Source organism: Kingella potus (genome assembly GCF_900451175.1).
GTDB classification, from domain to species: domain Bacteria; phylum Pseudomonadota; class Gammaproteobacteria; order Burkholderiales; family Neisseriaceae; genus Neisseria; species Neisseria potus.
In genome coordinates, this window is the sequence record NZ_UGJJ01000001.1 from 1,280,311 (window position 1) to 1,306,077 (window position 25,767).

Annotated in this window: 21 protein-coding genes; 5 read left to right on the forward strand and 16 right to left on the reverse strand. The window is 61.7% G+C overall.

What is annotated here, in order from left to right:
* Positions 1 to 48: 48 nt before the first annotated feature.
* From hemW to pgeF, 4 genes are all read right to left on the reverse strand, one after another.
* A complete protein-coding gene (gene hemW / locus DYE40_RS05940) occupies positions 49 to 1,224 on the reverse strand; it encodes a radical SAM family heme chaperone HemW (protein ID WP_115308152.1) in 1,176 nt (391 codons plus the stop codon).
* A gap of 44 nt (positions 1,225 to 1,268) precedes the next feature.
* Positions 1,269 to 1,880, reverse strand: a complete 612-nt coding sequence (locus DYE40_RS05945; RefSeq protein ID WP_115308153.1) for a non-canonical purine NTP pyrophosphatase — start codon at positions 1,878 to 1,880, stop codon at positions 1,269 to 1,271.
* Positions 1,881 to 1,890: 10 nt separating this feature from the next.
* Positions 1,891 to 2,157 carry an NGO_0222 family membrane protein gene (locus tag DYE40_RS05950; protein WP_425311279.1) on the reverse strand — a complete coding sequence of 89 codons (267 nt, stop codon included), beginning with the start codon at positions 2,155 to 2,157 and terminating at the stop codon, positions 1,891 to 1,893.
* Positions 2,158 to 2,245: 88 nt separating this feature from the next.
* The gene (gene pgeF, locus DYE40_RS05955; protein WP_115308155.1) at positions 2,246 to 3,040 is read right to left on the reverse strand and encodes a peptidoglycan editing factor PgeF; all 795 of its coding nucleotides are present in this window, start codon (positions 3,038 to 3,040) and stop codon (positions 2,246 to 2,248) included.
* A gap of 140 nt (positions 3,041 to 3,180) precedes the next feature.
* Between pgeF and DYE40_RS05960 the strand changes: the two genes are divergently transcribed.
* The 3 genes from DYE40_RS05960 (at position 3,181) to DYE40_RS05970 (ending at position 6,268) form a co-directional block, all read left to right on the forward strand.
* Complete coding sequence (locus DYE40_RS05960; protein WP_115308156.1) at positions 3,181 to 3,930, forward strand: GNAT family N-acetyltransferase; 750 nt, start codon at positions 3,181 to 3,183, stop codon at positions 3,928 to 3,930.
* Between the two features lie 79 nt (positions 3,931 to 4,009).
* Positions 4,010 to 4,756, forward strand: coding sequence for a lysophospholipid acyltransferase family protein (locus DYE40_RS05965; RefSeq protein WP_115308157.1), 747 nt, complete (start codon positions 4,010 to 4,012; stop codon positions 4,754 to 4,756).
* Between the two features lie 81 nt (positions 4,757 to 4,837).
* The gene (locus DYE40_RS05970) at positions 4,838 to 6,268 is read left to right on the forward strand and encodes an MFS transporter (RefSeq protein WP_115308158.1); all 1,431 of its coding nucleotides are present in this window, start codon (positions 4,838 to 4,840) and stop codon (positions 6,266 to 6,268) included.
* Between the two features lie 656 nt (positions 6,269 to 6,924).
* On the opposite strand, the gene DYE40_RS05975 is transcribed toward DYE40_RS05970, so the two are convergent.
* The 10 genes from DYE40_RS05975 to DYE40_RS06020 form a co-directional block, all read right to left on the reverse strand.
* Positions 6,925 to 7,743 carry a symmetrical bis(5'-nucleosyl)-tetraphosphatase gene (locus tag DYE40_RS05975; protein WP_115308324.1) on the reverse strand — a complete coding sequence of 273 codons (819 nt, stop codon included), beginning with the start codon at positions 7,741 to 7,743 and terminating at the stop codon, positions 6,925 to 6,927.
* A gap of 286 nt (positions 7,744 to 8,029) precedes the next feature.
* Entirely contained in the window at positions 8,030 to 8,521 is a 492-nt protein-coding gene (gene recX, locus DYE40_RS05980) for a recombination regulator RecX (protein ID WP_115308159.1), read from the reverse strand.
* 26 nt (positions 8,522 to 8,547) lie between these two features.
* Entirely contained in the window at positions 8,548 to 9,264 is a 717-nt protein-coding gene (locus DYE40_RS05985; RefSeq protein WP_115308325.1) for a phosphoglycolate phosphatase, read from the reverse strand.
* 262 nt (positions 9,265 to 9,526) lie between these two features.
* Entirely contained in the window at positions 9,527 to 10,231 is a 705-nt protein-coding gene (locus DYE40_RS05990) for a 5'-methylthioadenosine/adenosylhomocysteine nucleosidase (protein ID WP_115308160.1), read from the reverse strand.
* The gene (locus DYE40_RS05995; RefSeq protein WP_009426487.1) at positions 10,228 to 10,680 is read right to left on the reverse strand and encodes an S-ribosylhomocysteine lyase; all 453 of its coding nucleotides are present in this window, start codon (positions 10,678 to 10,680) and stop codon (positions 10,228 to 10,230) included. The genes DYE40_RS05990 and DYE40_RS05995 overlap by 4 nt, the downstream gene beginning before the upstream one ends.
* Positions 10,681 to 10,813: 133 nt before the next feature.
* Positions 10,814 to 11,341, reverse strand: a complete 528-nt coding sequence (locus DYE40_RS06000) for a cytochrome b (RefSeq protein ID WP_115308161.1) — start codon at positions 11,339 to 11,341, stop codon at positions 10,814 to 10,816.
* A 219-nt stretch (positions 11,342 to 11,560) separates the two neighbouring features.
* Positions 11,561 to 12,190: a phosphoribosylglycinamide formyltransferase gene (gene purN / locus DYE40_RS06005; RefSeq protein ID WP_115308162.1), complete on the reverse strand. Its 630-nt coding sequence runs from the start codon at positions 12,188 to 12,190 to the stop codon at positions 11,561 to 11,563.
* Between the two features lie 526 nt (positions 12,191 to 12,716).
* Positions 12,717 to 14,729 (reverse strand): UvrD-helicase domain-containing protein, encoded by a 2,013-nt coding sequence (locus DYE40_RS06010; protein ID WP_115308163.1) that lies wholly within the window; start codon positions 14,727 to 14,729, stop codon positions 12,717 to 12,719.
* 109 nt (positions 14,730 to 14,838) lie between these two features.
* Positions 14,839 to 17,760: a ribosome-associated ATPase/putative transporter RbbA gene (rbbA, locus tag DYE40_RS06015; protein ID WP_115308164.1), complete on the reverse strand. Its 2,922-nt coding sequence runs from the start codon at positions 17,758 to 17,760 to the stop codon at positions 14,839 to 14,841.
* Positions 17,761 to 18,563: 803 nt separating this feature from the next.
* Positions 18,564 to 20,357 (reverse strand): bifunctional chorismate-binding protein/class IV aminotransferase, encoded by a 1,794-nt coding sequence (locus DYE40_RS06020; RefSeq protein ID WP_115308165.1) that lies wholly within the window; start codon positions 20,355 to 20,357, stop codon positions 18,564 to 18,566.
* A 126-nt stretch (positions 20,358 to 20,483) separates the two neighbouring features.
* Here DYE40_RS06020 and ppk2 point away from each other — a divergent pair, with 126 nt between their 5' ends.
* The gene (gene ppk2, locus DYE40_RS06025; RefSeq protein ID WP_115308166.1) at positions 20,484 to 21,413 is read left to right on the forward strand and encodes a polyphosphate kinase 2; all 930 of its coding nucleotides are present in this window, start codon (positions 20,484 to 20,486) and stop codon (positions 21,411 to 21,413) included.
* An 847-nt stretch (positions 21,414 to 22,260) separates the two neighbouring features.
* Here ppk2 and nrdD read toward each other — a convergent pair.
* The gene (nrdD, locus tag DYE40_RS06030) at positions 22,261 to 24,042 is read right to left on the reverse strand and encodes an anaerobic ribonucleoside-triphosphate reductase (protein WP_115308167.1); all 1,782 of its coding nucleotides are present in this window, start codon (positions 24,040 to 24,042) and stop codon (positions 22,261 to 22,263) included.
* Positions 24,043 to 24,108: 66 nt separating this feature from the next.
* The gene (gene nrdG, locus DYE40_RS06035) at positions 24,109 to 24,672 is read right to left on the reverse strand and encodes an anaerobic ribonucleoside-triphosphate reductase activating protein (RefSeq protein ID WP_115308168.1); all 564 of its coding nucleotides are present in this window, start codon (positions 24,670 to 24,672) and stop codon (positions 24,109 to 24,111) included.
* Between the two features lie 210 nt (positions 24,673 to 24,882).
* Here nrdG and DYE40_RS06040 point away from each other — a divergent pair, with 210 nt between their 5' ends.
* Positions 24,883 to 25,092 carry a hypothetical protein gene (locus DYE40_RS06040; RefSeq protein WP_115308169.1) on the forward strand — a complete coding sequence of 70 codons (210 nt, stop codon included), beginning with the start codon at positions 24,883 to 24,885 and terminating at the stop codon, positions 25,090 to 25,092.
* Positions 25,093 to 25,767: the final 675 nt, after the last annotated feature.

Here is a 25,767-nt window from a genome sequence, read left to right on the forward strand (position 1 = left end):
AGGCCGTCTGAAAGGTTTGCGGCAGGCTTTCAGACGGCCTTTCTCCGTTTACAGAAAGCATTGCAGCAAATCGTTTAAAAACAGCCTGCCTTGCGCGGTCGGCCTGAATGCGGCGGGATCATTTTCCAGCAGGCCTTTGCGGCGGGCGGTTTCGATTTGCGCCATGATGCGGGCGGTGGGAATGCCGGTGCGTTCTTGCAGCAGGTGGGCGGGTACGCCGTCGGTCAGGCGCAGGGCGTTCATCATGAATTCAAAGGGTAATTCGTCGGCGGAAACGGTTTTGCGTTCGATGCCGTCAGGCGGGTTGCGCTGCATGGCGGCGAGGTAGTCGTTGGGGTGGCGGCGGCGTACGGTGCGCTCGATACGGTCGGGAAATGAGATTTTGCCGTGTGCGCCTGCGCCGATGCCGATGTAGTCGCCAAACTGCCAGTAGTTCAGGTTGTGGCGGCACTGCATTTGCGGACGGGCGAAGGCGGAGGTTTCGTAGTGGATGAAACCTGCGCTGCCGAGTGCGCCGTGTACTGCGTCTTCGATGTCGAGTGCGGCTTCGTCTTGCGGCAGGCCTTGGGGCGGGGTGTGGCCGAAGGGGGTGTTGGGTTCCATAGTCAGGTGGTACGCGCTGATGTGGCCTGCTCCTGTGGCGATGGCGGTGTTTGTGTCGTTTAAGGCCGTCTGAACGGTTTGGCCGGGCAGGGCGTACATTAAGTCGATGTTTACTTTTTCAAACAGTTTTAAGGCGGTATCGATGGCGCGCAGGGCTTCGCTGCCGTTGTGTACGCGGCCGAGACGCTTGAGCATGGTGTCGTCGAAACTTTGTACGCCGATGGAAAGGCGTGTGATACCTGCGTCTTTGAAGCCTTTGAATTTTTCGATTTCAAACGTACCCGGGTTGGCCTCGAGGGTGATTTCTGCTTCGGGCTGCAGGCGCAGCAGCGAGCGCAGGCCGCCCAGCAGGCGGTCGATGGATGCTGCTTGAAACAGGCTGGGCGTGCCGCCGCCGAAAAATATCGTTTCCACCGGCCGCCCCCAGATATTGGGCAATTCGGTTTGCAAATCGGCCAGCAGTGCGTCGATATAGGCTGCTTCGGGCAGGCCGTTTTTCAGGCTGTGGGAATTGAAGTCGCAATACGGGCATTTTTTGATGCACCAGGGGATGTGGATGTAGAGCGACAGCGGCGGCAGGGCGGCGAGGCTGCCGGGTTGGCGGAAGGCGATTTGGGTCATGTGTAAAAAGCGGGTGTCCGGAAGGAGGCCGTCTGAAAAGCCTTTCAGACGGCCTTTGCGGCTTGCAGGGCGGAGATTTTGCCGATTAGTTCGCGCAGGGCTTGTGCGCGGTGGCTTTCGGTGTTTTTGGTGTTTGGGTCGAGTTCTGCGGCGGTGCGGCCGTGTGCGGGCAGGTAAAAGTGCGGGTCGTAGCCGAAACCGTTGCTTCCTGCGGGCTTGTCCTGCCATTGTCCGCACCAGATGCCTTCGGCGATGACGGGCAGGGGGTCGTCGGGATGGCGCACGAGTACGAGTACGCAGACGTAGCAGCAGCTTTTGTCGGCTTTTCCGGCCAAACAGGCGGCGAGTTTGGCGTTGTTGGCGGCATCGGATTTGGGATTGCCGCCCGCAAAACGTGCCGACTGCACGCCGGGTGCGCCGCCCAGCGCGTCGGCGCAGATGCCGCTGTCGTCGGCAAGGGCGGGCAGGCCGCTGTGGCGCGAGGCGTGGCGGGCTTTGGCAAGCGCGTTTTCGACGAATGTGTGATACGGCTCGGGGCATTCGGGCGTGTCAAACTGGGATTGCGGCAGGATGCGGATGTGGTGCGCGGCAAAGAGGCGGGAAAATTCTTCGAGTTTGCCGGCGTTGCCGCTGGCGAGGACGATTTTTTCAAACACAGCGTGCTCCTCAGGGGGTGTTCGGGTTCGGGTTTTCAGACGGCCTCGATGCCTTGGCGCGGGCGTGTTCGCGGATGGCGAGGGCGAGCGAGGCGATTTGGGCGAAGGCGGCGGCGAGGGCGAAAAGGAAGCAGGCCAGGGCAAACTGGCGGCTGCCGGCCGCCAGCAGCCAGGCACCCGCGCCGATCAGGGCGGTGAAAAAAAGCGTAAAGGAAAGCGTGAGCAGCAGGTAGGCGCGGCGTTTGTTCATGGCGGCAGACAGGGAAAAAGGCGGCATTATAGCGGATGGCGCGGGCTGTGCCTTTGCTTGCGGGCAGGCCGTCTGAAACCGCTTTTTCAGACGGCCTGCCGGATTTGCGGCGGGCTTACCCTTTGGCGGATGCGGGCGGCGGCTCCAGCCACACCGCGCTGACCATGCGGCCGGTTTGCCCGTCGCGGCGGTGGGAGAAGAAAGTGTCGCGTTCGAGTACGGTGCAGCGGCCGTCGCCGTAGATTTGCGTGATGCCTTCGCGGCGCAGGATGCGGGTGGCGAGGGCGTAGATGTCGGCGAGGTATTTGCCGCCGCCGATGTCGGAAAACGCGGACCCGGCGGCGGGATCGGTGCGGCAGAATGCGTCGGATACGTCCTGCCCGACTTCAAACGCGTCGGGGCCGATGGCGGGGCCGAGGTAGGCGAGGATGCCGGCGGGGTCGGCGTTCATGGCGGCTATGGTGTTTTGCAGCACGCCGTGTGCGAGGCCGCGCCAGCCCGCGTGGGCGGCGGCAACACAGCGGCCGTCGGCGGTGCAGAACAGGACGGGCAGGCAGTCGGCGGTCATCACCGCGCAGGCCGCCGTGCCGCTGCAATCGAAGGATGCGTCGGCTTGGAGCGGGGAGGACAGCGCAGCGGCGGCGGGTACGGCGGCGGTGCTGTGGCTTTGGTCGAGCCAGGCCAGCGGCACGGGCACGGCGGCCTGCACGAGGGCGCGGTTGTGCGCGACGTGTGCGGGCAGGTCGCCGACGTGTGCGCCGACGTTGAGCGAAGCGTAGGGGGCTTGGCTGATGCCGCCCCTGCGCGTGGAAACCAGCGTTTTGACGTTGGCGGGGGCGGGCCAGCCGGCGTGCAGGAAAAGGCCGTCCGCAGCGTGGAGGCCGACGGCTTCGTTCAGGTTTTTCAACATCTTCGGTCTCGCGGGCAAAGGGCGGTTTGTATCACGGCGTATGCGGCGCAGGCAACCGCCGCCCGTGTTAAAGCACAAAGCGGCGCGGGGCAAAGGGTTTTGCCTTATAATGCCGCCTTTTTATCTCGTTCGGAAACTTTATGCAGAACAGCCGTTTCAACCAAACCGGCCCCAAAATCGGCCTGAGCGTGCGTCTTGCCGAAACGCAGGAAGAAATCGAAGCCGCGCAACGCCTGCGCTACCGCGTATTCGCACAAGAGCTGGGTGCGGACATCCAAAGCGTGGACGGGCGCGATACCGATCCCTACGACGAACACTGCCACCATCTGCTGGCGTTTGACGAGGCTGCCGGCGAAGTCATCGGCTGTTACCGCCTGATTACCGAAGACACGGCCCGCAAAGTCGGCGGCTGGTACAGCGAACACGAGTTTGATCTGTCGCCCCTGAAAGACATCCTGCCGCAAACCGTGGAACTCGGCCGCGCCTGCACCCATCCCGACTACCGCCACGGCGGCCTTGTGATGCTTTTGTGGACGGGTTTGGTCAAATTCATGAAAGACGAAAACCTGCGCTTTATGATCGGTTGCGGCAGCATCGAAATGCGCGACGGCGGCAGCAACGCGGCGGCTTTGTACCACAGCCTCAAAGAAAAATACCTCGCACCCGAACAATGGCGCGTACGCCCGCTCAATCCTTTGCAATGGGACGCAATCACGCCGTCCGAACACCCCGAAACCCCCGCCCTGGTCAAAGGCTATCTCAAAGCCGGAGCCTGGTTTTGCGGCGAACCCTGCGTCGACGAAGCCTTCAACTGCGCCGACATACTCATCATGATGGACATCACGCAGCTCAGCGACCGCTACCTGCAAAAATTCGCCCCCAAGCCCTAAGCCCGAAACGCAGCCCCAAGCCGTCTGAAAGCGGAAATCCCTTTTTCAGACGGCCTCTTCATATAAAAAAATATACAAAATGAACCTGATACGCTTCCCGCTCCGCCTTTTTCTCATAGCCGTCTGCCTGATTTACGGCGCACTCGAAATGCTCCTGCTCTTCCCGTTTTACACCCCGCGCCGCAAGCTGCGCGCCATCCAGCTCTGGTCGCACCGCGTGCTCGCCTCCTGCGGCATGAAGCTGCAAACCTTCGGCAGCCTGCCCGCCGGACACCACGGGCAGATGCTGGTTTGCAACCATATCTCCTGGCTGGACATCATGGCGGTAAACGCCGCCTTTCCCTGCCGCTTCGTAGCCAAAGACGACGTGGCAAAATGGCCGCTCATCGGCTACCTCGCCACGCAGGCGCGCACCGTTTACGTTGCCCGCAACAAAGGCAGCGGCGGCAACAGCAGCAAAATCCGCAACGTTACCCAAGCCCTCAAAGACGGCGACACCGTAACCCTGTTTCCCGAAGGCACCAGCAGCGAAGGCAGCACCATCCTGCCTTTCAAAACCGGCTTCTTCCAGGCCGCCGCCGATGCGCAGGTGCCGCTGGTTCCCGTGCTCTGCCGCTATCCCAATCCCGACGGCAGCAGCCCCAATCCCCATGCCGCCTATTACGGCGACATCAGCCTCTGGCAGTCGATCTGCATGGTAATCGGCCAGAAACAAAGCCGGGTGGAGCTGCATTTCCTGCCGCCCGTGGCCGCCGCAGCCGACAGGCAGGACACCGCCCGCCTGATCCGCGGCCTGCTGTGCGCCAAACAGCAGGAATTGGGCTGAAAACGGCTTTTCCCCGCCGCCGCCGCGCCTCGGCCAACCTGTTTCAAAACATCCTTATCCGCACAATCCGCAAAGAAGAATATGCACACCGGCGAACCCGAACAGCTTTCAGACGGCCACGAATACCACGCCGACAATCCCGAATTTCCCGCCAAAACCATCGTCGCCACGCTCTTTATCGGCGCGTTTTTCGGCTATCTCAACGACACGCTGCTCAATGTCGCGCTCACGCCGATTATGAAAGACTTCGGCGTGGACAAAACCACCGTGCAGTGGCTGACGACGGGTTTCCTGCTGGTGATGGGCGCGTTCACACCGGTTACGGCGGGTGTAATCCAATGGTTTGAAACGCGCAAAATGGTGCTGTTTACCCAGGCGACTTTTCTCGCCGGCTCGCTGGTGTGCGCCTTTGCCCCGACCTTCGGCGTGCTGGTGGCGGGACGGATGGTGCAGGCCGTGTCCGCCGCGTTTTTCGTACCGCTTTTGTTTAACGGCATCCTGTCGATTTATCCGCCGCACAAGCGCGGCACGGCGATGGGCGTGATTACCATGATGTTCACCGCCGCACCGGCCATGGGGCCGACCGTTTCGGGCCTCATCATCGACCACAGCCACTGGCGCGTACTGTTCGGCTTTACCGCGCCGTTTATGCTGGCGGCCATGGTGCTGGTGGGCAGATTCCTTACCGTCAACCTCAGCCCCGTTACCCGCCCGAAAATCGACGTGCTCTCGGCACTGCTGTCCATCGCGGGTTTCGGCGGGCTGGTGTATGCCAGCAGCAGCTTTGCCTCGCTGCCGTGGGCGGAATTTGTGCTGCTGTCGGCCGGATCGGTGCTGCTGGTGGGCTGGTTTGCACACCGCCAGTTCCGCCTGGCCGTGCCGCTGCTGAACCTGCGGGCGTTCGGCTATACCCAGTTCCGCCATTGCGTCGTGATACTGGCGGGCGCGGTGTTTCTGTTTTTGGGCTTGGAGCTGATGATGCCGATGTATGCCCAGCAGGTGCTGATGCTCACCGGCACCGCCACCGGCCTGATTCTGATGCCCGCCAGCATCGCCCAGGCCGCCGCTGCGCCCGTATTCGGCAGGCTCTTGGACAAAAAAGGCGGGCGGTTTGTGGTGCTGCCCGCCGCAATCATGCTGGCGGTATCGCTGGCCGTACTGTGGCTGTTTCTGCGGATTGACACGCAGGTGCTTGTTTTATCGGCCATGTTTACGCTGATGGCGGTGTCCGTGTCGGCCTGCGTTACCGGCGAAACCCACGGCCTGAACGCGCTGCCGAAAAGCCTCAACCCGCACGGTGCGGCCATACTCACCACCCTCAACCCGATAGCGGGCGCAATCGGCGCGGCGTTTTTCGTGGGTGCGACCAATATCGGCGAGAAACTGTCGTCTGCCGTTTCGCCGCAGGAGAGAATGCTGGACGGCATCCATCTGGCAATGGGCTGCGCCCTCGCCGTCGCTGCGGCGGCAGTGTTTTTTGCCGCGAAGCTCAAAGCGCACAAAACCGCCTGAACAAAGAAAAAGGCCGTCTGAAAACCTCCGCAACGGGATTAACTTCGTTGGAGCGGCGTTTTCAGACGGCCTCTGCATTGCGGCGGGGAACGCGTGCGCCGCCTTCGGGCGACACAGCCTACGCAGATTCGGCGGGAAAACGGTAGGGTGTGTCGCGCAGCGACGCACGCGGCTGCGGGTGTTTGTTCGGTGGTTGGCAAGAGGGAAAAGAGGCCGTCTGAAAGCATGGGTTCGGCGTATCCGCAATACCGTTTGCGTTTTCAGACGGCCTTTATATTGCGGCGGGGAACGCGTGCGTCGCCTTCGGGCGACACAGCCTACGCAGATTTAGCGGGAAAACGGTAGGGTGTGTCGCGCAGCGACGCACGCGGCTGCGGGTGTTTGTTCGGTGGTTGGCAAGAAGCAGGAGGCCGTCTGAAAGCATGGGTTCGGTGTCCGAAATACCGTTTGCGTTTTCAGACGGCCTTTGTACTGCGGCGGGGAACGCGTGCGCCGCCTTCGGGCGACACAGCCTACGCAGATTCGGCGGGAAAACGGTAGGGTGTGTCGCGCAGCGACGCACGCGGCTGCGGGGTTTTCGCGGTTGGCAAGAAGCAGGAGGCCGTCTGAAAAATCGAAATTGCGTTTTTCAGACGGCCTCTTGCCGTTGTCTGCCGCTATTTTTCCCTGCTGTGCGCCGGTTCTTGGAAGACGGTGTGGGAGGCGAGGTCGGCGGCGGTGAGGCAGCCGCCCCAGAGTGCGCCGGTGTCGAGGGAGAGGATGTTTTTTTCGGGGCTGTCGATTAGACCGAGTGCCGACCAGTGGCCGAAGACGACGGTTTTTTCGGGACGGCGGCGGGCGGGATGGTCAAACCATGCGCAGAGGCCGGGGGGAAGGTCGGACAGGGTGCTTTTGAAGGCGAAGTCGAGGCTGCCGTCGGCATGGAGGGCGCGCATACGGGTGAAGGCGTTGGTGATGAAGCGCAGGCGGTCTGCTCCTGCAAGGCCTTCGTGCCAGGCGGCGGGTTTGTTGCCGTACATGGCGGCGAAGAAGGCGGCGGGCCTGCTGCCGCGCAGGTGGTGTTCGACTTCGGCGGCAAGGGCGGCGGCCTGTTGCGTGTTCCATTGCGGCGGCAGGCCGGCGTGGGTCATGAGGTGGCTGTCGGTTTGCAGCAGGAGGGGGCGGCTGCGCAGCCAGTCGCGCATTTTGGCGGCGTGTTTGTGGCGGATGACGGGATCGAGGGTGTCGCTGCGTTTGGTGCGGCCTTGTCCGTAGAGGATGGCGAGCAGGTGGAGGTCGTGGTTGCCGAGGACGGTGTGCACGCTGCTTTCGTGCTTCATGCAGTATTTGAGGGTTTCGAGGGACTTGGGGCCGCGGTTGACGATGTCGCCGGTCAGCCAGAGGGTGTCGCGGCCGTGGCAGAAGCCGGTTTTGTGCAGCAGGGCTTGAAATTCGTCGAAGCAGCCTTGGATGTCGCCGATTGCGTAGTGTGCCATTGGGGTGCCTTTGTGCGGGTTGCCGGGGGTGGCGGTGTTTTCAGACGGCCTGTACGCGGCTTTGGAGCCGCACACCCTGCGGGGGGATTCGGTATGGGAAAACGGTATGAGGCCGTCTGAAAATGAAATTTCGTTTTTCAGACGGCCTCTGCCGTTCCGGCGGGTGTGCCGCGCCGCACGCGGTTGCGGGCTGTTGTGCCGTTGGCGGGGCGGGAAGCGGGGGTCGTTTGAAAGTATGGGTGCGGCGGGTTTGGCAAGCCGTTTTTCGGTTTTCAGACGGCCTGTTTCAGTCGCCGTATTCGCCGTCGTTCCATTCTTCGTCCCATCCGCCGCTTTGTTCCGCCCAGGTTTGTTTGAGGGCGCGGGCGATGGTGCCGCCGTCGAAGCCGCGGTAGGCGAGAAAGCGCATTTGCTTTTGTTTTTCGGCGTAGTTGGCGGGCGGGACTTTGAATTTTTTGCGCAGGACGGCGGCGGCGTTGGCGGTTTCGTCTGCGTCATCGGGGAGGAGGGCGCGGACGGTGTCGCTGTCCACGCCTTGCTGTGCGAGGTCGCGGCGCAGGCGCAGGGTGCCGTGTTTGGGGCTTTTGCTGCGGATGTATGCTTCGGCGTAGCGTGCGTCGGACTGCCAGCCGCGGGCGGCCATTTCGTCGAGTACGGCTTCGAGTTCGTCTTCGCTTTCGGCGTGGGGGGCGAGTTTGCGTTTGAGGGCGGCACGGCCGGTTTCGCTGCGGGCCAGGATGTCGAGGGCGCGGGCGCGGAGGGTTTTTTGCTTGCTCATGTGCGGAGGTGTGCGGGACGGGTGTTTCAGACGGCCTCTGCGTCCTGCCCGCGCTGCGGGCGCAGGTGTTCGTAGATTTCGGGCAGGGAGGAGATGATCCAGTCGGGGCGGGTGGCGGGATCTTGCGCGAGGGAGGCCATGTCGCCGTAGCCGTAGGATACGCCGACGGCGGGGCAGCCGGCGGCGCGGGCGGCCAGGATGTCGTTGCGCGAGTCGCCGACCATGATCATGTTTTGCGGAGGTACGCCGAGGGTTTCGGCGGCGTGCAGCAGCGGCGCGGGGGAGGGTTTTTTTTCGGGCAGGGTGTCGCCGCCGACGATGATGCTGAAGCAGTCGGCCAGGCCGATGGCGCGCAGGAGCCTGACGGCCAGGGTTTCGCTTTTGTTGGTAACGACGGCCAGCGGGATGCCGAGGGATTTGAGCAGTTCGAGGCCGGCTTCGGTGCCGGGGTAGGGGCGGGTGGCATCGGCGATGTGGGCGGCGTAGCGGCGCACGAAGAGGGTGTAGCCCTGTTCCCATTGTTTTTCGTCTGCCTGTCCGTGGAAGTCGGCGGTAAGGGTGCGGTGGACGAGTGAGGCGATGCCGTCGCCGACGTAGCTTTCGATGGCCGGCTGCGGCAGCGCGGGCAGGCCGAGGGCTTGGCGCATGGCGTTGGCTGCGGCGGCAAGGTCGGGAACGGAGTCGCAGAGGGTGCCGTCGAGATCGAAGGCGGCGGCTTGGACGTGGTGTACGGCGGGCTGCATGGCTTTCCTTTGGGCGGGGCTTCTGCCGCGCATGGGCGGGAAGGGTTTGCGGGGAACGGGTGTTTCAGACGGCCTGTTCGGATTCGGGACGGGGGTTTGTCAAACTTTGTCTGCGGCGCATTGTTGTGTTGCACGCTGCCCGTTGGTTCGGCCGCCTGAGGTGTCTGCATCTGCATTCGGCGGCTTGGCAGGGGTTGCAGGCCGTCTGAAAACGGTTCGGATGCGGGGTGTGTTTTCAGACGGCCTGTGCGGGCGGCGGGCTTTACAGGGCGGCGATCATGCGGCCGACCATTTCCGCCGAGTGGGCGGAGGCGGTTTGCAGGAACTGCTCGAAGCTGGTGTCGGCTTTTTCGTCGGCGGAGTCGGACAGGGCGCGGACGACGACGAAGGGGACACCGAATTGGTGGCAGGTTTGGGCGATGGCGGCGGCTTCCATTTCTACGGCCTGCACGGCGGGAAATCTGGCGCGGATGGCGGCGGCGGCTTCGCTGCTGTGGACGAATTGGTCGCCGCTGGCAATCAGGCCGCGCGTTACGGCGGCAAGCGGGAAGGCGCGGGCGGCGGCTTCGGCGGCGGACATCAGGGCTTCGTCGGCGGCGAAGGCGGGGGGAAGCTGCGGCACTTGGCCGGGGGCGTAGCCGAAGACGGTTGCATCTACGTCGTGGTGGACGGTTTCGCTGCCGATGACGACGTCGCCGACTTTCAGGCCGGAGGCGAGGCCGCCCGCGCTGCCGGTGTTGATGACGCAGCAGGGGGCGAATTTGAGGATGGCGGCGGCTGTGGCGGCGGCGGCGTTGGCTTTGCCGATGCCGCTCAATGTCAGGATGATGCGCTTGCCGGCGATTTCGCCGGTGTGGATTTCAAACGCGCCGAAGCGGTGGGTTTCGGGGCCGTTCAGACGGCCTTTGAGCAGCTCGATTTCGGGCTGCATCGCGCCGATGACGGCGATGGTGCGCACGCCGCTCATGCGAAAACCTCTTCCCATTCGCCGCGTTTGTCGAGCAGGTAGCGGGCGATTTTCTGCGCGCCTTCGAGGCTGTGGCTGGCGGCCCAGCCGCATTGGACGACGTTGCAGGCGGGCACTTCGGTGGCGGCGGTTACGTCGTGCAGGGTTTTTTCGATGAGATCGAGTGCGTCGCGGTATTCGGGCAGGTTGAGCAGGGTGATGTAAAAGCCGGTTTGGCAGCCCATCGGGCTGATGTCGACGATTTTGTCGGAGTGGTTGCGCGAGAGTTCGGCCATCAGGTGTTCGAGCGAGTGCAGCGAGGGCATGTCCATGTGGTCTTGGTTGGGCTGGCACACGCGCAGGTCGTATTTGTAGATGATGTCGCCGTGGTCGCCGTCGGTGATGCAGGCCAGGCGGACGTAGGGGGCTTTGACTTTGGTGTGGTCGAGGTTGAAGCTTTCGACGTTCATTTTCTTTTCGGCGGTGATGGTGTTCACGGCGGGTTTCCTTGTGTTTTCAAAGGCGCGGATTATAGCGGTTTGCCGCTGCGGCGCATAGGAAAGGCCGTCTGAAAACGGGTTCGGACGGCCTTGGGCGGGCGGTTTATTTCGGTGTGCCGAACATGCGCGGCAGCACGTCGTGTCCCTTTATTTTGTGCACGGCCACCATGACGATGTGTCCGGCCACCAGCGCGTACAGCAGCCAGGCGGCGTTGCCGTGGAAGCGGTTGCCCAGTTCGGCCATCCATTCGATTTTTTCCGGCGCGCCCTGCATGACTTGGATGCCGAAGACTTTCAGCGGGCCGCGTCCGCCGCCGTATTGGCGGATCATGCCGACGAGCGGCACGGCGATCATCAGCAGGTAGAGCGCGAGGTGGCCGAGTTTGGCGGCGGTGCTGTCGGCTTTCGGGCGGCGGGCGGCGTTGGCCAGTGCCCAGACGACGCGCACGGCGATCAGTACGGTCAGGATGAAGCCGAAGGATTTGTGCAGGCCGTAGAGGCTGCGCGTCCATTCGGCTTCGCTGATGTTCCAGATGACGGCGGTGGCGAGCATCACGGCGAAGCAGGCGGCCATCAGCCAGTGCAGCAGGCGGGTAACGGTGCCGTAGCGCAGGGAGGAGTCGGGAGTCATGGTGTTGTTCCTTTTGTGTTTTTTGTGAAAACGGCCTCTGCGGGCCGGTTGAAAGGCCGCGCAGTATAACGGAAACGGGCGGCAGGGAAAAATGCGTATGGGAAATGCGGCGTTTCCTGCGGGGAAACGTGGAGGCCGTCTGAAAACGGTTTCTGCGCCTGCGGGCGGTGTTTTCAGACGGCCTGTGTGCCTGCGTGTGCCGTGTTGCGCGGACGGGTTTTACAGCAGGAGCTGTGCGGCGGGATCGGGGCTGCGGCTGCTGTTGAGGACGCGGTTGCCGTCGGTTTTCAGACGGCCTGCGGCAAAGTCGGCCACGGCGCGGGGCAGGAGGCGGTGTTCGGCGTGCAGGACGCGCTCGGCCAGAGTGTCGGCGGTGTCGCTGTCGAGGACGGGGACGATGCCCTGCGAAATAATCGGGCCGCTGTCGAGTTCGGGGGTAACGAAGTGGATGGTGCAGCCTGCGGCGCGGCAGCCGGCTTCGAGGGCGCGGCGGTGGGTGTCGAGGCCGGGGAAGGCGGGCAGCAGTGAGGGGTGGATGTTGATGAGGCGGCCTTCGTAGCGGCGGCAGAAGGCGGGGGTCAGGATGCGCATAAAGCCGGCAAGGACGACGAGGTCGGGGGCGTGGCGGTCGATTTCGGCGGACAGGGCGGTGTCGAAGGCGGCGCGGTCGGGGTGGTGTTTGTGGCTGACGGCGGCGGTGGCGATGCCGCGCTCCGCCGCCCAGGCGAGTCCGGCAGCATCGGGCTTGTTGCTGATGACGGCGCGGATGCTGACGTTCGGGATGGCGGCTTCGACGACGGCCTGCATATTGCTGCCGCGTCCGGAGATAAGGATGACGATGTTTTTCATGGTGTTGGTCTTGGTGGGGGAAACGGGGGCGGATTGTAGCCCAAAGGCCGTCTGAAAGCGCGGCTCCAACGAAGTTAAAACCTTTTTCCGGTTTGACCGTTTACCGGCCGGCGGGGGACGCGTGCGTCGCCTCTGGGCGGCACACCCTACGCGGATTTGGCGGGCAAACGGTAGGTGTATGGCAAAGCCACGCACGCGTTTTTTTGTTTTTCAGGCGGTCTTTGCCGACCAATCCCGAAAACCGCTTTTACCGGCCGGCGGGGAACGCGTGCGCCGACGGGTCGGCACACCTTACGCGGATTTGGCGGGCAAACGGTAGGTGTGTGGCGAAGCCACGCACGCGTTTTCTGTTTTTCAGGCGGTCTTTGCCGACCAATCTCGAAAACCGCTTTTACCGGCCGGCGGGGAACGCGTGCGTCGCCTTTGGGCGGCCACCCTACGTGGATTTGGCGGACAAACGGTAGGTGTGTGTGGCAGGGTTTCCACTGCGTTGGAGCTGCGTTTTCAGACGGCCTTCAAATGCGGGCTAAATGTCTTTTTTGCCGCTGCGTTTGGCGGCAATCATCGCGCTGAGGCCGGCGAGGCGGGCGCGGCCTTCGGTTTTGTCTATCAGGGGCGGGCCGCCTTTGCGGCCGATGATTTTCAGGTCTTCCTGCGGCATTTCGGCGATGAAGCGGCTGGGTTCGGGAAACTGCCATTCGCCCTGGCGTTTGCGTTTGGTGCAGTGGGTGAGGGTGAGGCTTTGTTTGGCGCGGGTGATGCCGACGTACATCAGGCGGCGTTCTTCTTCGAGTTTGCCTTCGCCGAGGCTGTCGGCGTGGGGGAAGAGGCCTTCTTCGCAGCCGACGAGGTAGACGATGGGGTATTCGAGGCCTTTGGCGGCGTGGAGGGTGGACATTTTGACGGCATCGGCTTCTTCGTCTTCGCGCTGGTCGAGCATGGTCATGAGGGCGAGGGTTTGCGCGGTTTCGATGAGGTTTTGTCCGTCTTCGCGGCTTTTGCGCTCTATCCAGGCGCAGAGGTCTTGGACGTTGCGCCATTTGCTTTCGCCGCTTCGGCCTTCTTCGGTGGCGAGCAGGTGGGCTTCGTAGCCGATGTCGTCCAGGAGGCTGCGGATGAGCGCGCCTGCGTCTTCGTGTGCGGCGCGGCGGCGGCAGTTTTCGATCAGGGCGGCGAAGGCGGCGAGGCTTTGGCGGCTGCGTTCGGGCAGGGCGGCCAGGGCTTCGGGCAGGGCGGCGGCGGCGGAGAGTGAGGCGTGGTGTGCTTTGGCATATTCGTTCAGGCGGCCGAGGGTGGTGCCGCCGATGCCGCGTTTGGGGGTGGTGGCGGCACGCAGGAAGGCGGGGTCATCGTCGGGGTTGGCGATAAGGCGCAGGTAGGCAAGGATGTCTTTGATTTCGGTTTTTTCAAAAAAGCTCTGGCCGCCGGAGAGGCGGTAGGGGATGCGGGCGGCGCGCAGGGCTTCTTCAAAGGGGCGCGACTGGTGGTTGCCCCGGTAGAGGATGGCGAAGTCGGCGTAGTTCAGACGGCCTTCGGCAACGGCTTTGCGTTTGGCGATTTCGCCGGCTACCCATTCGGCTTCGTGCTGCTCGTTCTGGCAGGCGGCCACGGTGATGATGTCGCCCTGTCCGTAGTGCGACCAGAGGGTTTTGGGGAAGATCTTGGGATTGTTGCGGATGACTTGGTTGGCGGCTTTGAGGATGCGGGCGGTGGAGCGGTAGTTTTGTTCGAGTTTGACGATTTTGAGGGCGGGGTAGTCGGTTTGCAGGCGGCGCAGGTTTTCGATGTCCGCGCCGCGCCAGGCGTAGATGGACTGGTCGTCGTCGCCCACGGCGGTAAACATGCCTTCCGCACCGGCGATGAGGCGCATGAGGGCGTATTGGCAGGTGTTGGTGTCCTGGCATTCGTCTACCAGCAGGTAGCGCAGGCGTTGCTGCCAGCGGATGCGCACTTCGCTGTCGCCGCGCATGATGAGGACCGGCAGGCGGATGAGGTCGTCGAAATCGACGGCCTGGTAGTGGTGCAGGGTGTCCTGATAGGAGGCGTATAGCTGTGCGGTTTGTTTTTCCCAGGTGTTGGCGGCCGTCTGAACAAGCTGCTCGGGGGTGAGCAGGTCGTTTTTCCACAGGGAGATTTGGTGTTGCGCGGCAAAGATTTGTTCGCGGCCGCTGCTGCCCAGCAGCTCGCCGATGATTTTGCCGCTGTCGGTGCTGTCCAATACCGAGAAGTTTTTTTTCAAACCGGCATGGGCGGCTTCTTCGCGCAGCATCCTCATGCCCAGCGAGTGGAAGGTGCAGACGGTGAGCCCCCGGGTTTGGCCGCGTGCGAGCATTTTGCCGATGCGTTCCTGCATTTCGCGGGCGGCTTTGTTGGTGAAGGTGATGGCGGCGATGTTGCGCGGGTGGTAGCCGGCCCGGGTAATCATGTAGGCGATTTTTTCGGTGATGACGCGGGTCTTGCCGCTGCCTGCGCCCGCGAGGACGAACAGGGGGCCGCCGAGATAGCGTACGGCTTCGGTTTGGCTGGGGTTGAGCTGCATATTGGGGGGAGGCCGTCTGAAAGGTTTGCAAAAGGGGCGGGAGGCCGTCTGAAAACGCAAAACGGGTTTTAACTTCGTTGAAGCTGTGTTTTCAGACGGCCTGTATTCTTTATTTTTCCTGTTTTTTCAACAAAATACACGCCAGCAGGATGCAGGCGAGGGCAAAGGCCGCGATGGCGGCGTATTGCGGCAGCAAATCGCGCACGGTGAGGCTTTTGGCGAAGGTGCCGAGGCTCACCGTCAGATACCACGAGGCGGGGAAGATTTTGCCGATGGCATAGCCGCCGCCGGAGAGGGTGGACATCGGGTAGAGGAAGCCGGAATAGTTCATGGCGGGCAGCATGGCGATGATGGCAGTGGCGAAAATCGCGGCAAGCTGCGATTTGACGAAACACGACACCAGCAGCCCCAGCGCGGTGGAGGCGGCCACCATCAGCAGCGTGCCCGCCGCCAGCGCGGCGAAACTGCCTTTGAGCGGCACGCCGAACCACAACACCATCATCAGAAACGCGGCGGCAAAGTTCACCATGCCCACGGCGATATAGGGGAGCTGTTTGCCGATCAGGTATTGCGCGGTGGAGGCGGGCGAGGCGTAGAAATTGGCAATCGAGCCGATCTCGCGCTCGCGTACCACGCCCACGGCCGCCATCATCGCGGGGATCATCATCAGCACCATCATCATCACGCCGGGCGAAATCGCGTTGATGCTGTCGAAATCCTGGTTGTACATAAAGCGCGGCTCGATGGCGGCTGGCGGGTCGAGCGATAGCGGCAGACCTGTGGCGGCGATGCGGTCTTTGGTGTAGGCCGTAATCAGGCTGCCGACGTAGCCGCGTATATTGGTGGCGTTGAACGGCATCGCGCCGTCGATGTAAAAGCCCACTTCGGGCTTCTGCCCGCGCTCCAAATCGCGGCCGAAACCGCTCGGAATATCGATCACCAGCACCGCTTTTGAGCTTTTGAGCGCGGTGTCGATTTCCGCTTCCGAGCCTATCGGCGGCTGTTCGATAAAGTAGCGCGAGCCGGAAAAATATTCGGCGAGCTGGCGGCTCTGCGCCGACTGGTCGCGGTCGTACACCGCGAATTTGAGGTTCTGCACGTCGAAAGACACGCCCCAAGACACCGCAGCCATCATAATCAGCGGGCCGAACACGGCGAAAAACAGGCGGATGCGGTCGCGCAGCAGCTCTTTGGCTTCGCGCACGGCAAAGGTGCGCACCATGGAAAACCAGTATTTGAAAGAGGTGGTGTCGAAACGGGTGTGTTCAGGCTGCCTTGCGGCGCGGAGGCCGTCTGAAAGGCCTGCCGCATCCTGCCCCGCCTTGCCCGCCTGCGCGGGGGAGGGGGAAAGGTGGCCGGAGGGCTGGTTTTCAGACGGCCTGTCGGGTTTGGCTGCCGTTTTGCCGGATTTGCAATCCGTGCCGTCCGCTGCGGTGCGGGCGGCCCAATCCGTCATCGGCGGCTGTTTTCCGGTTGCGCGGCCGTCTGAAACCGCCTGCCCGCCGTCTTCCGCTTCCGCATCAATCAGATACTGCACAAACGCTTCTTCCAGATCGGGGGCGCGGCGGCGTTGCACCAGCTCGTCGGGCGTGCCGACGGCGAGCACGCGGCCTTTGTGCATAAAGGAAATGCGGTCGCAGCGGGCGGCTTCGTTCATAAAGTGGGTGGAAACGAATATCGTGATTTTGTCCTGCCGCGAGAGCTTGAGCAGATGCCGCCAGAACATATCGCGGGCAGCGGGATCAACGCCGGATGTCGGCTCGTCCAAAATCAGGATTTCGGGATGGTGCAGGCAGGCGGCGGCCAGTTGCAGGCGTTGGCGGATGCCCAGCGGCAGCGAGGAGGGGGCGGTGTCGGCCACGTCGGAAAGGTCGAACTGTTCGAGCGCGCCGGCCACCGCCGCCGCACCCCTGCCGCCCATGGCATAGAGTTCGGCGTGCAGATGCAGGTTTTGCCGCACGCTCAGTTCCTCATACAGCGAAAACGCCTGCGACATATAGCCCACACGCATTTTGGTTTCGATGCCGCCCGCGTCGACAGGCCGCCCCAGCAGCTCCGCCGTGCCTTCGCTGGCTTCCAACAGGCCGGTGAGCATTTTCATGGTGGTGGACTTGCCGCAGCCGTTGCTGCCCAAAAAGCCGAAAATCTCGCCTTTTTGGATGGTGAAGCTCACATGGTCGACGGCGGTAAAATCGCCGAAACGCTTGGTCAGGCCGTGCGCCTCCATGGCGGGCGGCGCGTCGGGCAGCGGCACAAACGGCGTAAGTTCCAGCCCGCCCGAACCCTGCTGCTTTTCCGGCGGCAGCATTTTGATATAGGCTTCTTCCAGCACATCCGTGCCGTATTCGCGCAACACGTCGGCGGTGGGCTTGTTTTCCAGCAGCCGCCCCGCGTCCATCGCCAGCAGCCGTTCAAACTGCTGCGCTTCCTCGATATAGGCGGTGGCGACGATTACCGTCATGCCCGCGTGTTCCTGCCGCAGGTCGTTTACCAAAGCCCAAAACTGGCGGCGCGACAAGGGATCCACGCCCGTGGTCGGTTCGTCGAGAATCAGCAGGTCGGGACTGTGGACGAGGGCGCAGCACAGGCTGGCCTTCTGCTTCATCCCGCCCGAGAGCTTGCCCGCCGCGCGGGCGGTAAAGGGCAGCAGGCCGGTGGCTTCGGTAAGCTGGCGGATACGCGCCTGTCGCTGCCGCGCGTTCAGACCGAACATGCGGGCGTGAAAATCAATGTTTTCGGCCACGGTGAGCGTGGGATAGAGGTTGCGCCCCAAACCCTGCGGCATAAAGGCGACACGGTGCGACATTTCCAGCCTTACCCGCCTGTCGGCCATGTCGCCGCCGAGCACTTCCACCCGCCCGCCCTGTATCACGCGCGTTCCCGCAATCAGCGAAAGCAGCGTCGATTTGCCCACGCCGTCCGGCCCGATCAGGCCGACCGTGATGCCGCGCGGAATATCCAGCGACACATCGTCAAGCGCAAGGGTGTTGCCGAAGCGGTGGGAAAGGCGGGAAACGGAAATGCAGTTCATGGCGGGCTTTCGGATTTTCAGACGGCCTGGGGAAGGGCGGATTATTCTGCAAACGGCAGCGGGGCGCAAATGCGGCGAAGGCCGTCTGAAAAACGGATTCGGTGTATCCGGAATGCTGTTTTGCCGTTTTCAGACGGCCTTTTCGCTGCGGCGGGGAACGCGTGCGTCGCTGCGGCGACACACCCTACGGGATTCGGCGGGGCAAACGGAAAGTGAGGCCGTCTGAAAATACGGCTTCTATTGTTTCAGACGGCCTTTGCTGTTTAGGTAGGGTGTGCCGCCCTAAGCGGCGCACGCGTTCTGTGTTTGCAGGCTGCGTTTCCAACCAATCCGTAAACCCGCAAAACCGTGTGCGTCGCTGCGGCAACACACCCTACGCGGGATTTGGCGGGGCAAACGGAAAGTGAGGCTGTCTGAAAATACGGCTTCTATTGTTTCAGACGGCCTTTGCTGTTTAGGTAGGGTGTGCCGCCCTAAGCGGCGCACGCGTTCTGTGTTTGCAGGCTGCGTTTCCAACCAATCCGTAAACCCGCAAAACCGTGTGCGTCGCTGCGGCGACACACCCTACGCGGGATTTGGTGGGGCAAACGGAAAGTGAGGCCGTCTGAAAATGCGGATTCTATTTCTATTGTTTCAGACGGCCTCTGCCGTTTGGGTAGGGTGTGCCGCTCCAAGGCGGCGCACGCGTTCTGTGTTTGCAGGCTGCGTTTCCAACCAATCCGTAAACCCGTGTGCGTCGCTGTGCGACACACCCTACGGGATTTGGCATAGAGGCCGTCTGAAAAAGCCTGTTCAGACGGCCTCTATGCCGTTTGCAGGCGCACGGGGAATACGCCACGCAGGGCGTTGGACAGGCGGATTTCTTCGGCTGCAAACAGCATTGCGCGCGTGATGCGGGCTTCGGATACCGTATCCGTGCCGAGATAATGCTGCGGCCTGGCCAGGATTTCCTGCCGCATCACGCCGTTTAAAATATCCAAATCCACGGCGGGCGTGAGCCATTGCCCGCAGTATTTGACAAACACATTGCTGCGCCCGCCTTCGAGCAGCAGGCCGTCGGTGTTGAAAAACAGGCTGTCGAACGCGCCCTGCCGCTCTGCCGCCCCGATGCCTGCGTCAAACGCGGAGCGGAGGGTGGTTTTGAAACGGCGCAGATAATCGCGGCGCGGCAGTATTTCGGGCGACACGATGACGCTTTGCGGCGCGGCCGGGCCGGCAAACGGGACGTGGGAAAAGGAAAGGCCGTCTGCATCCAGCGTGATTTTCAGACGCAGGAGGGTGTCGGGCAGCGCGGACAGGTATGCGCGGATTTGCGCTTCGCCGCCGGCCGGAAACGGCAGGTTCAATGCCTGCGCGACGGCTTGCAGGCGGGCGGCGTGCCTGTCTGCCAAAGCGCATTGCCTGTTTTCGACGCGCAGGGTTTCAAACACGGCAAATCCGGGGTGCAGCTCTGTGAGGAAGCGGGCTTTCCAGCCGCATTCGAGCCATTCGTCCTGCGGGCTGCTGTCGGCAACAATGCCGGAGCCGACTCCATATACGCCGTGCCAGAGGCCGTCTGAACGCGCGGGTGTCAGTTCCAGCGTGCGGATGACCACGTTCAGTACGCCTTCGAAACCGAGGCCGCCCGCGCAGGGGTTGAGAAAGCCGATGCTGCCGGTGTAAAGCCCGCGCGGTTCGGTTTCGAGGGCGGCGATGGTTTCCATGCTTTTGCGCTTGGGTGCGCCGGTAATGCTGCCGCAGGGGAAGGCGGCGCGGAATATGCCGGCGGCGGTGGTGCCGGCGGCGGCCTGCGCTTCGATGCGGCTGGTCATCTGCCACACGCTGCCGAAACGCGACACTTTAAACGGCTCGGGTACGCGCACGCTGCCGGTGGCGGCGGTTTTGCCCAAATCGTTGCGCAGCAGGTCGACGATCATCACGTTTTCGGCGCGGTTTTTCGGGTCGGAGCGCAGGGCCAGGGCGCGGGCTTCGTCTTGTCCGTCGCCCAGTATCGGGGCGGTTCCTTTCATCGGCTCGGTGCTGATGAGGCCGTCCGCGCCGATTTTTAAAAAAAGTTCGGGCGAGAAGCAAAGCGTCCACGTTACGCGGCCGTCCGCAGCGGGCAGGCGGCAGAGCGCGGCGTAGGGTACGGGCTGGCGCAGGCGGCGGTAGAGTGCGGCGGGGCTGCCGTAGGCTTGGAGGTGCAGGCGCAGGGTGTAGTTGATTTGGTAGCAGTCGCCGCGTGCAACGGCTTCCTGTATGGCGCGGATGTGTTCGAGATATTCGGCTTCGGACACGGAGGATTGCGGCGCGGAAATGCCGGCGGGGGCGGAGCCGCCGTGTTCCGCCAGCCAGCTTTCGGCATCAACGGCACGTTTGCCGGCAAACCAGTGCAGCGCGAGCCGGCCGGGCGGCTCTTCCGGCGGCAGGTGTTGCAGCGGCAGGCCGAAGGCGTAGTCGGCGGCGAGGAAAACGTGCAGGCCGCGCGCCCAGCCGAGCCGCAGCAGGCCGTCTAGGCTGTCGAGGCCGTCTGAAAACAGAAAATCGCTGTATTGCAGCTTTTCGAAAAGCACGGCGCGGCCTTGTTGCGCGTCATCGGCCAGGACGAAGTGGGGCATGGCATCCAAAACGGGAAAAAACGCGGATTATAGGCTGCCGTGCGGCTGCGGTAATTTGTTTGTTTGTGTCAAAGCGCGTAAAATCTGCCGTGGACAAACCATAGACAAACCACGAAAGGATCCAGTATGGCAAACCGTCAGTTAAAACCCTTCGAGCAGGTGGATGTGGGTGAAAACAAAGACCGTCTGCAAGTGTTTGAAGAAGAAGTGCTGCAACACCAGGGCAAAGTGTCGGGCGAGGATTCCGGCACCGCGCCGCTGCCGCAGGACTATCCCTACCGCCTGCGCATGAGCCGCCGCGTATACGAAAAAGAAAAGGCCGCGCTGCAAATCGAGCTTTTGAAAGTGCAAAGCTGGGTGAAGGAATCCGGCCAGCGTATCGTCAGCCTGTTTGAAGGCCGCGACGCGGCGGGCAAGGGCGGCACCATCAAGCGTTTTATGGAGCATCTGAATCCGCGCGGCGCACGCGTGGTGGCATTGGAAAAACCCAGCGAAACCGAGCAGGGGCAGTGGTATTTCCAACGCTACGTGCAAAACCTGCCCACCGCAGGCGAAATGGTGTTTTTCGACCGTTCCTGGTACAACCGCGCCGGCGTGGAGCGCGTGATGGGCTTCTGCACGCCGCAGCAGTATCTGCTTTTTATGCGCCAGGCACCCGAATTGGAGAGAATGCTGGTAAACAGCGGCCTGCACCTGTTTAAATTCTGGTTTTCCGTATCCCGCGAAGAGCAGCTGCGCCGCTTCATCTCCCGCCGCGACGATCCGCTGAAACATTGGAAACTCTCGCCGGTGGACATCCAGTCGCTCGACCGCTGGGACGACTACACCGAAGCGAAAAACGCCATGTTTTTCCACACCCACACAGGCGATGCGCCGTGGACGATTATCCGCTCCGACGACAAAAAACGCGCCCGCCTCAACTGCATCCGCTACTTCCTGCACCAGCTCGACTATCCGGGCAAAGACGAAAAAGCCATCGGCAAAATCGATCCGAAAATCGTCAAAGTGCCCAATACGCAGTTTAAAGACAAAAATATGGACGTAATCGGCGACTAAACCTGCCGTTGCCGCCCGTGTGGGCAAAGAGGCCGTCTGAAAATCTGTTTTGCAGGTTTTCAGACGGCCTTTGCGCTGTGGCGAGAGCGCGTGCATTGCTTACGCGGGGTTTGGCGGGGCTTTGCTGTTAAGGTAGGGTGTGTGGCGCAAGCCGCGCACGCGTTTTTTGTTTTCAAGGCGGGAGGTGTTCCGTTGGGGAGGGGAGCCGCGTGCGTCGCCTTAGGGCGACACACCCTACGCCAGGCAAATTCGCGTAGGGTGTGTGGCGCAGGCCGCGCACGCGGCTTCAGATGTGTGCGGTGGTTGTAAAACGGCAACGGCCTTTGCGCTGTGGCGGGAGCGCGTGCATTGCTTACACGGGGTTTGGCGGGGCTTTGCTGTTAAGGTAGGGTGTGTGGCGCAAGCCGAGCACGCGTTTTTTGTTTTCAAGGCGGGAGGTGTTCCGTTGGGGAGGGGAGCCGCGTGCGTCGCCTTAGGGCGACACATCCTACACGGGGCAAATTCGCGTAGGGTGTGTGGCGCAAGCCGCGCACGCGGCTTCAAATGTGTTGGCGGCGGTTGTAAAACGGCAGACGGGGCGGTCTGAAAGCAGGGATGCGGCGTGTCGGAAATTCTGTTTTGTGCTTTTCGGACAGTTTGTATGCTGTGGCGGGAGCGCGTGCGTCGCCTTAGGGCGACACACCCTACACAAGGCAAATTCGCGTAGGGTGTGTGGCGCAGGCCGCGCACGCGGATTCAGATGTGTGCGGCGGTTGGAAAAACGGAAAACAGGCCGTCTGAAAACCTGCAAAACGGGTTTTCAGACGGCCTGTTGCTACTCCGTACAAACTGTCTCCGCACAAACCGTTCAGGCCGCTTCGCGGTGGTAGTGCCGCAGCGAATGCTCTTTGCGGCGGCCGCTGCTGAAGGCGGAAACGCGTTTGAGATAGCCGATGACGCGCGTGCCGTAGTCGATGTCGTGCGAACCGCAGCGGCTGCATGCGTGCAGGGTGCGTTTGTCGATGTGGCCGCAGCCGTTGCAGATGGTGATGCGCACATTCACGCAGAAGTAGTTGCAGCCGGTGTGTGCGGCGATGTCGAGCAGCGAGCGGTAGCCGGCTTCGGGCAGGGCTTCGTCGAGATTCAGGTGCAGCGCGGAGCCGCCGTCGAGCCAGTCGACCAGCTCTTTGCCGTGCAGCAGGAATTTGTCGAGGGCGTTGGTCTGTTCGTCTTCGACAACGTAAAAATAGGAGTTGTAGCAGTCGCGGCTGACTCTGTAGCCGTCGGCTTTGTCCCATTTGGCGTTTTTCACGCCGAGGTTTTCGGCGGGCACGAACTCGGTGTTGAATTTCACGCCGTAGTGTTTGGCGGCGGCCTGGTTGGCTTCAAAGATGGTTTTCAGACGGCCTTGTACAAACTGGATGTAGTCGTCGTTGTAGCCCACGGTGATGCCGCATGATTCGGCGGCTTCGGCCATGCCGTTGATGCCGATGGTGAGAAACTGTTTGTCGAGCGTGATGAAGCCTGCGTCGTACACGGGCAGCATGCCGGCGGCCCGGTATTCTTCCATCAGTTTGCGGTAGGCGTATTGGTATTTGTGGATTTTGGCGACCTCGGCGGCCAAGTCGCGGCCGTCTTGTTCGAGGCGGTTCATGTTGAGGGTGATGACGTTAATCGAGCCTGTGGCCACGCCGCCCGCGCCTAGGGTGTAGCTGAAGGTGCGGTCTTCGATGGCGTTGCGCAGGCGGCAGCATGAGGCGAGCGAGTCGGGGTTGTCGGAAAGGTAAACGAAAAACGAGTTGCCTTCCGATAATTCCTTGGCCATTTGGTCGGCAAACGCGCGGTCTTTGCACTTTCCGCCGTCGGTAAGCATGGCGGCGGTTACGACGGGAAAGGTCAGTACGGCTTTGGTGCGCTCTTGGTTAAACCATTTCAGGAAGAAGTTTTGCAGCTTGTCCACGCTAGTCCACACCGGTTTTTCAAAATCGGGGAACACGAAGTCGCCGAACATGGCTTCAAAATAGTATCGGTCGTATACCGAAATATTCCAAAACACGCTCTGATAGCCGCGTGCGGCGGCGGGCTGGTTGATGCTGTACACCACTTGCTGCAGATGGTTGGCGACTTCGGCGGCGTGGGTTTCGAGATAGTTTGCGCCGTAGTCTTTGCGGGCGAAGTAGTCGAAATAAGTCAAAAATTCCACGGTGGCCACCGCGCCGGCAAATTGCGCGCTGATGGCAAACACCAGATTGACAAACGAGCCGCAGAACGAAGCCAGATGCTTGGGCGCTTTGGATTCGCCCCCGAGCCGGGTCAGGCCGTCGAGCAGAAACGGATACAGCGTTACCGATACGCAATAGGGTTTCAGGCTGGTTTCGTCGTGCACATAAATCTCGTGCGCCTCGATTTGGTGGATGTATTCGCGCGCGGTGGCTTCGTCGAAAATCTCGGCGATTTTGCGCGACACTTGGGCGCGGTTCACCTGCACGAAAAAGTCTTTCATGATTTCCGCTTCCATCGTGGCGATGTTTTTCTGGGTAACGTTGGCGTTGGCATCCATTTTCGAGCCGTCGGCCGCGTTGTGCGCGGAAATATAGTCGTGCATGAATTGCAGTTTGCCGTTTAACTGTTCGGGATACAGCCGAATCATGTTAAATCCTCCTCACGGTTGGTTTGAAAACAAAGGGTTAAGATATTTTCAGACGGCCTTTGCCGGTTAGGCCGTCTGAAGCGCGGCCTCGCGGTTTTGCGCCAAGCCGGACACTGCCGCTGCGCCTGCGGCAATCGGAATCACTTTGGGCGCGGGTTTTTCTTTGACAAACAAATGGTTCAACACTTCGCCCGTACGCAAATCGGTAAATTTCTGGTTGGTAAACGGGCTGTCCAAGCCGCCCGACTCCATCTGCCAGCGGCCTGTTTTCAGATAGGTCAAAAGCGGAATCAGGCCGTCTGAAACCGCCTCCAGCTCTTCACGCTCCAAGCCGGTGTACAAACACGCCTTCAAACCTGCGGCCGCTACGGTTTGCAGCATTGTTTCCAGCTCGTCGGGCAGCCACTCGCCACCCATAAACAGTACACAGCTGATCAAGCCCGCATAGCGTTTCAGACGGCCTTCGAGATACCCGACAGTCAATTCCTGCCCCAAACCCGCCTTCCAAGCATCGGCACTGTGGCAGCCCTTGCAGCGCAACGGACAGCCCGAAAACAAAAACGCCAGCGACACCTCGCCCGGCACTTCCTGCCAGACGATTTGTTCTTCTGTGAAACGCAGCTTCTGCATGATTACCTCATAAAATACTATATATAGTATAAACAGGCTTGTTTGAATACTATATTTAGTATTCTAGCGGCATCGGCACAGAGCCGCAATAATAGCTGGTGTAAATTTTATAATTTGCTTATTTTTATTGGAAAAGACTTTTTTGGCGGATTGGAGCGCATGGGCGGAACGCGCTATGATGGCGGCGTATCGTTATATGGAGTGTGAAAAATGCAGAATGGAAAAGACAAAGTGCGGCAGGCTGCGCGTGCGGCAGGCCGTCTGAAAAACAAGGGCGGCAGGGAAGAAAAGCTGCAAGCGTGGCGGGAGGTGTGTGCCGAACGGGGATTGGGCGGCGAATTTGTGCTGTCGTCCAAGCTGAACGGCGCAGGCTATACGGAAGAGGAGGCTGCGGCGGTGGCGGAATTGTTCGGGCGGTAGGCGGGACGAGGCCTTGCGGCCGTGGACGGAAGCGGGCTCGGATGCGGAGTCTGCGCGGCGGGCAAGGACGGATGGTGGAACAGAGCAAACAGGCGGCCGCCTTGTTTCTTTTCTACTTTGTGTTTCCCTATATGGCAGAGCAAGGCCGGCCGTGCGCCGGCTTTATTGCTGCGGCTGTAAAACGGAAAACAGGCCGTCTGAAAGCAGGGATGCGGCGTGTCGGAAATGCTGTTTTGTGCTTTTCGGACAGTTTGCGTGTTGTGGCGGGAGGGCGGCGGAGGCCTGCCGTTAGAGGCAGTATTGGTATTGCACGATGCCGATGCGCAGGCAGTCTTCATAGCCTGCGGGCGGTGTGCCGCTGTATATGCTTTGGATAATCAGGCTGCTGTCCTGCCGCTCGTGAAAGCAGATTTCGTAGCCGTGTCCGTGCCATGCGCTGCCGATGCGGTGGATGTCGGCGATGTGGCAGCCGAGAAAGGTGTTCGGCAGCGGCAGGGTTTGGAGGTATGCCGTTTGCGGGTCGGGTTTGCCCGCGCGGTAGTCGGCTTGCGCGGGGCAGCGGGTAAAGGCCAGTATTTCCGAGCCGATCAGGCCGCAGATGTTGTACCAGTGTGCGCCGATGTGCAGGTAAACCTAGTTGATTTCGCCGCCGGTGTTTTCCGCCAGCAGCGTTTT

Coding starts and splice junctions, on each gene's coding strand:
- DYE40_RS05950 (WP_425311279.1), bottom strand. CDS start 2,157: ATGCCGCCTTTTTCCCTGTCTGCCGCCATGAACAAACGCCGCGCCTAC.
- rbbA (WP_115308164.1), bottom strand. CDS start 17,760: ATGAACTGCATTTCCGTTTCCCGCCTTTCCCACCGCTTCGGCAACACC.
- DYE40_RS06010 (WP_115308163.1), bottom strand. CDS start 14,729: ATGCAGCTCAACCCCAGCCAAACCGAAGCCGTACGCTATCTCGGCGGC.
- hemW (WP_115308152.1), bottom strand. CDS start 1,224: ATGACCCAAATCGCCTTCCGCCAACCCGGCAGCCTCGCCGCCCTGCCG.
- DYE40_RS05990 (WP_115308160.1), bottom strand. CDS start 10,231: ATGAGCGGCGTGCGCACCATCGCCGTCATCGGCGCGATGCAGCCCGAA.
- DYE40_RS05985 (WP_115308325.1), bottom strand. CDS start 9,264: ATGCAGCCCGCCGTACACCACGTCCAAGCCGCCGCCTTCGATCTCGAC.
- DYE40_RS06040 (WP_115308169.1), top strand. CDS start 24,883: ATGCAGAATGGAAAAGACAAAGTGCGGCAGGCTGCGCGTGCGGCAGGC.
- DYE40_RS06020 (WP_115308165.1), bottom strand. CDS start 20,357: ATGCCCCACTTCGTCCTGGCCGATGACGCGCAACAAGGCCGCGCCGTG.
- DYE40_RS05960 (WP_115308156.1), top strand. CDS start 3,181: ATGCAGAACAGCCGTTTCAACCAAACCGGCCCCAAAATCGGCCTGAGC.
- DYE40_RS05965 (WP_115308157.1), top strand. CDS start 4,010: ATGAACCTGATACGCTTCCCGCTCCGCCTTTTTCTCATAGCCGTCTGC.
- recX (WP_115308159.1), bottom strand. CDS start 8,521: ATGAGCAAGCAAAAAACCCTCCGCGCCCGCGCCCTCGACATCCTGGCC.
- ppk2 (WP_115308166.1), top strand. CDS start 20,484: ATGGCAAACCGTCAGTTAAAACCCTTCGAGCAGGTGGATGTGGGTGAA.
- DYE40_RS05970 (WP_115308158.1), top strand. CDS start 4,838: ATGCACACCGGCGAACCCGAACAGCTTTCAGACGGCCACGAATACCAC.
- DYE40_RS05995 (WP_009426487.1), bottom strand. CDS start 10,680: ATGAACGTCGAAAGCTTCAACCTCGACCACACCAAAGTCAAAGCCCCC.
- pgeF (WP_115308155.1), bottom strand. CDS start 3,040: ATGTTGAAAAACCTGAACGAAGCCGTCGGCCTCCACGCTGCGGACGGC.
- nrdG (WP_115308168.1), bottom strand. CDS start 24,672: ATGCAGAAGCTGCGTTTCACAGAAGAACAAATCGTCTGGCAGGAAGTG.
- DYE40_RS05975 (WP_115308324.1), bottom strand. CDS start 7,743: ATGGCACACTACGCAATCGGCGACATCCAAGGCTGCTTCGACGAATTT.
- nrdD (WP_115308167.1), bottom strand. CDS start 24,042: ATGATTCGGCTGTATCCCGAACAGTTAAACGGCAAACTGCAATTCATG.
- purN (WP_115308162.1), bottom strand. CDS start 12,190: ATGAAAAACATCGTCATCCTTATCTCCGGACGCGGCAGCAATATGCAG.
- DYE40_RS06000 (WP_115308161.1), bottom strand. CDS start 11,341: ATGACTCCCGACTCCTCCCTGCGCTACGGCACCGTTACCCGCCTGCTG.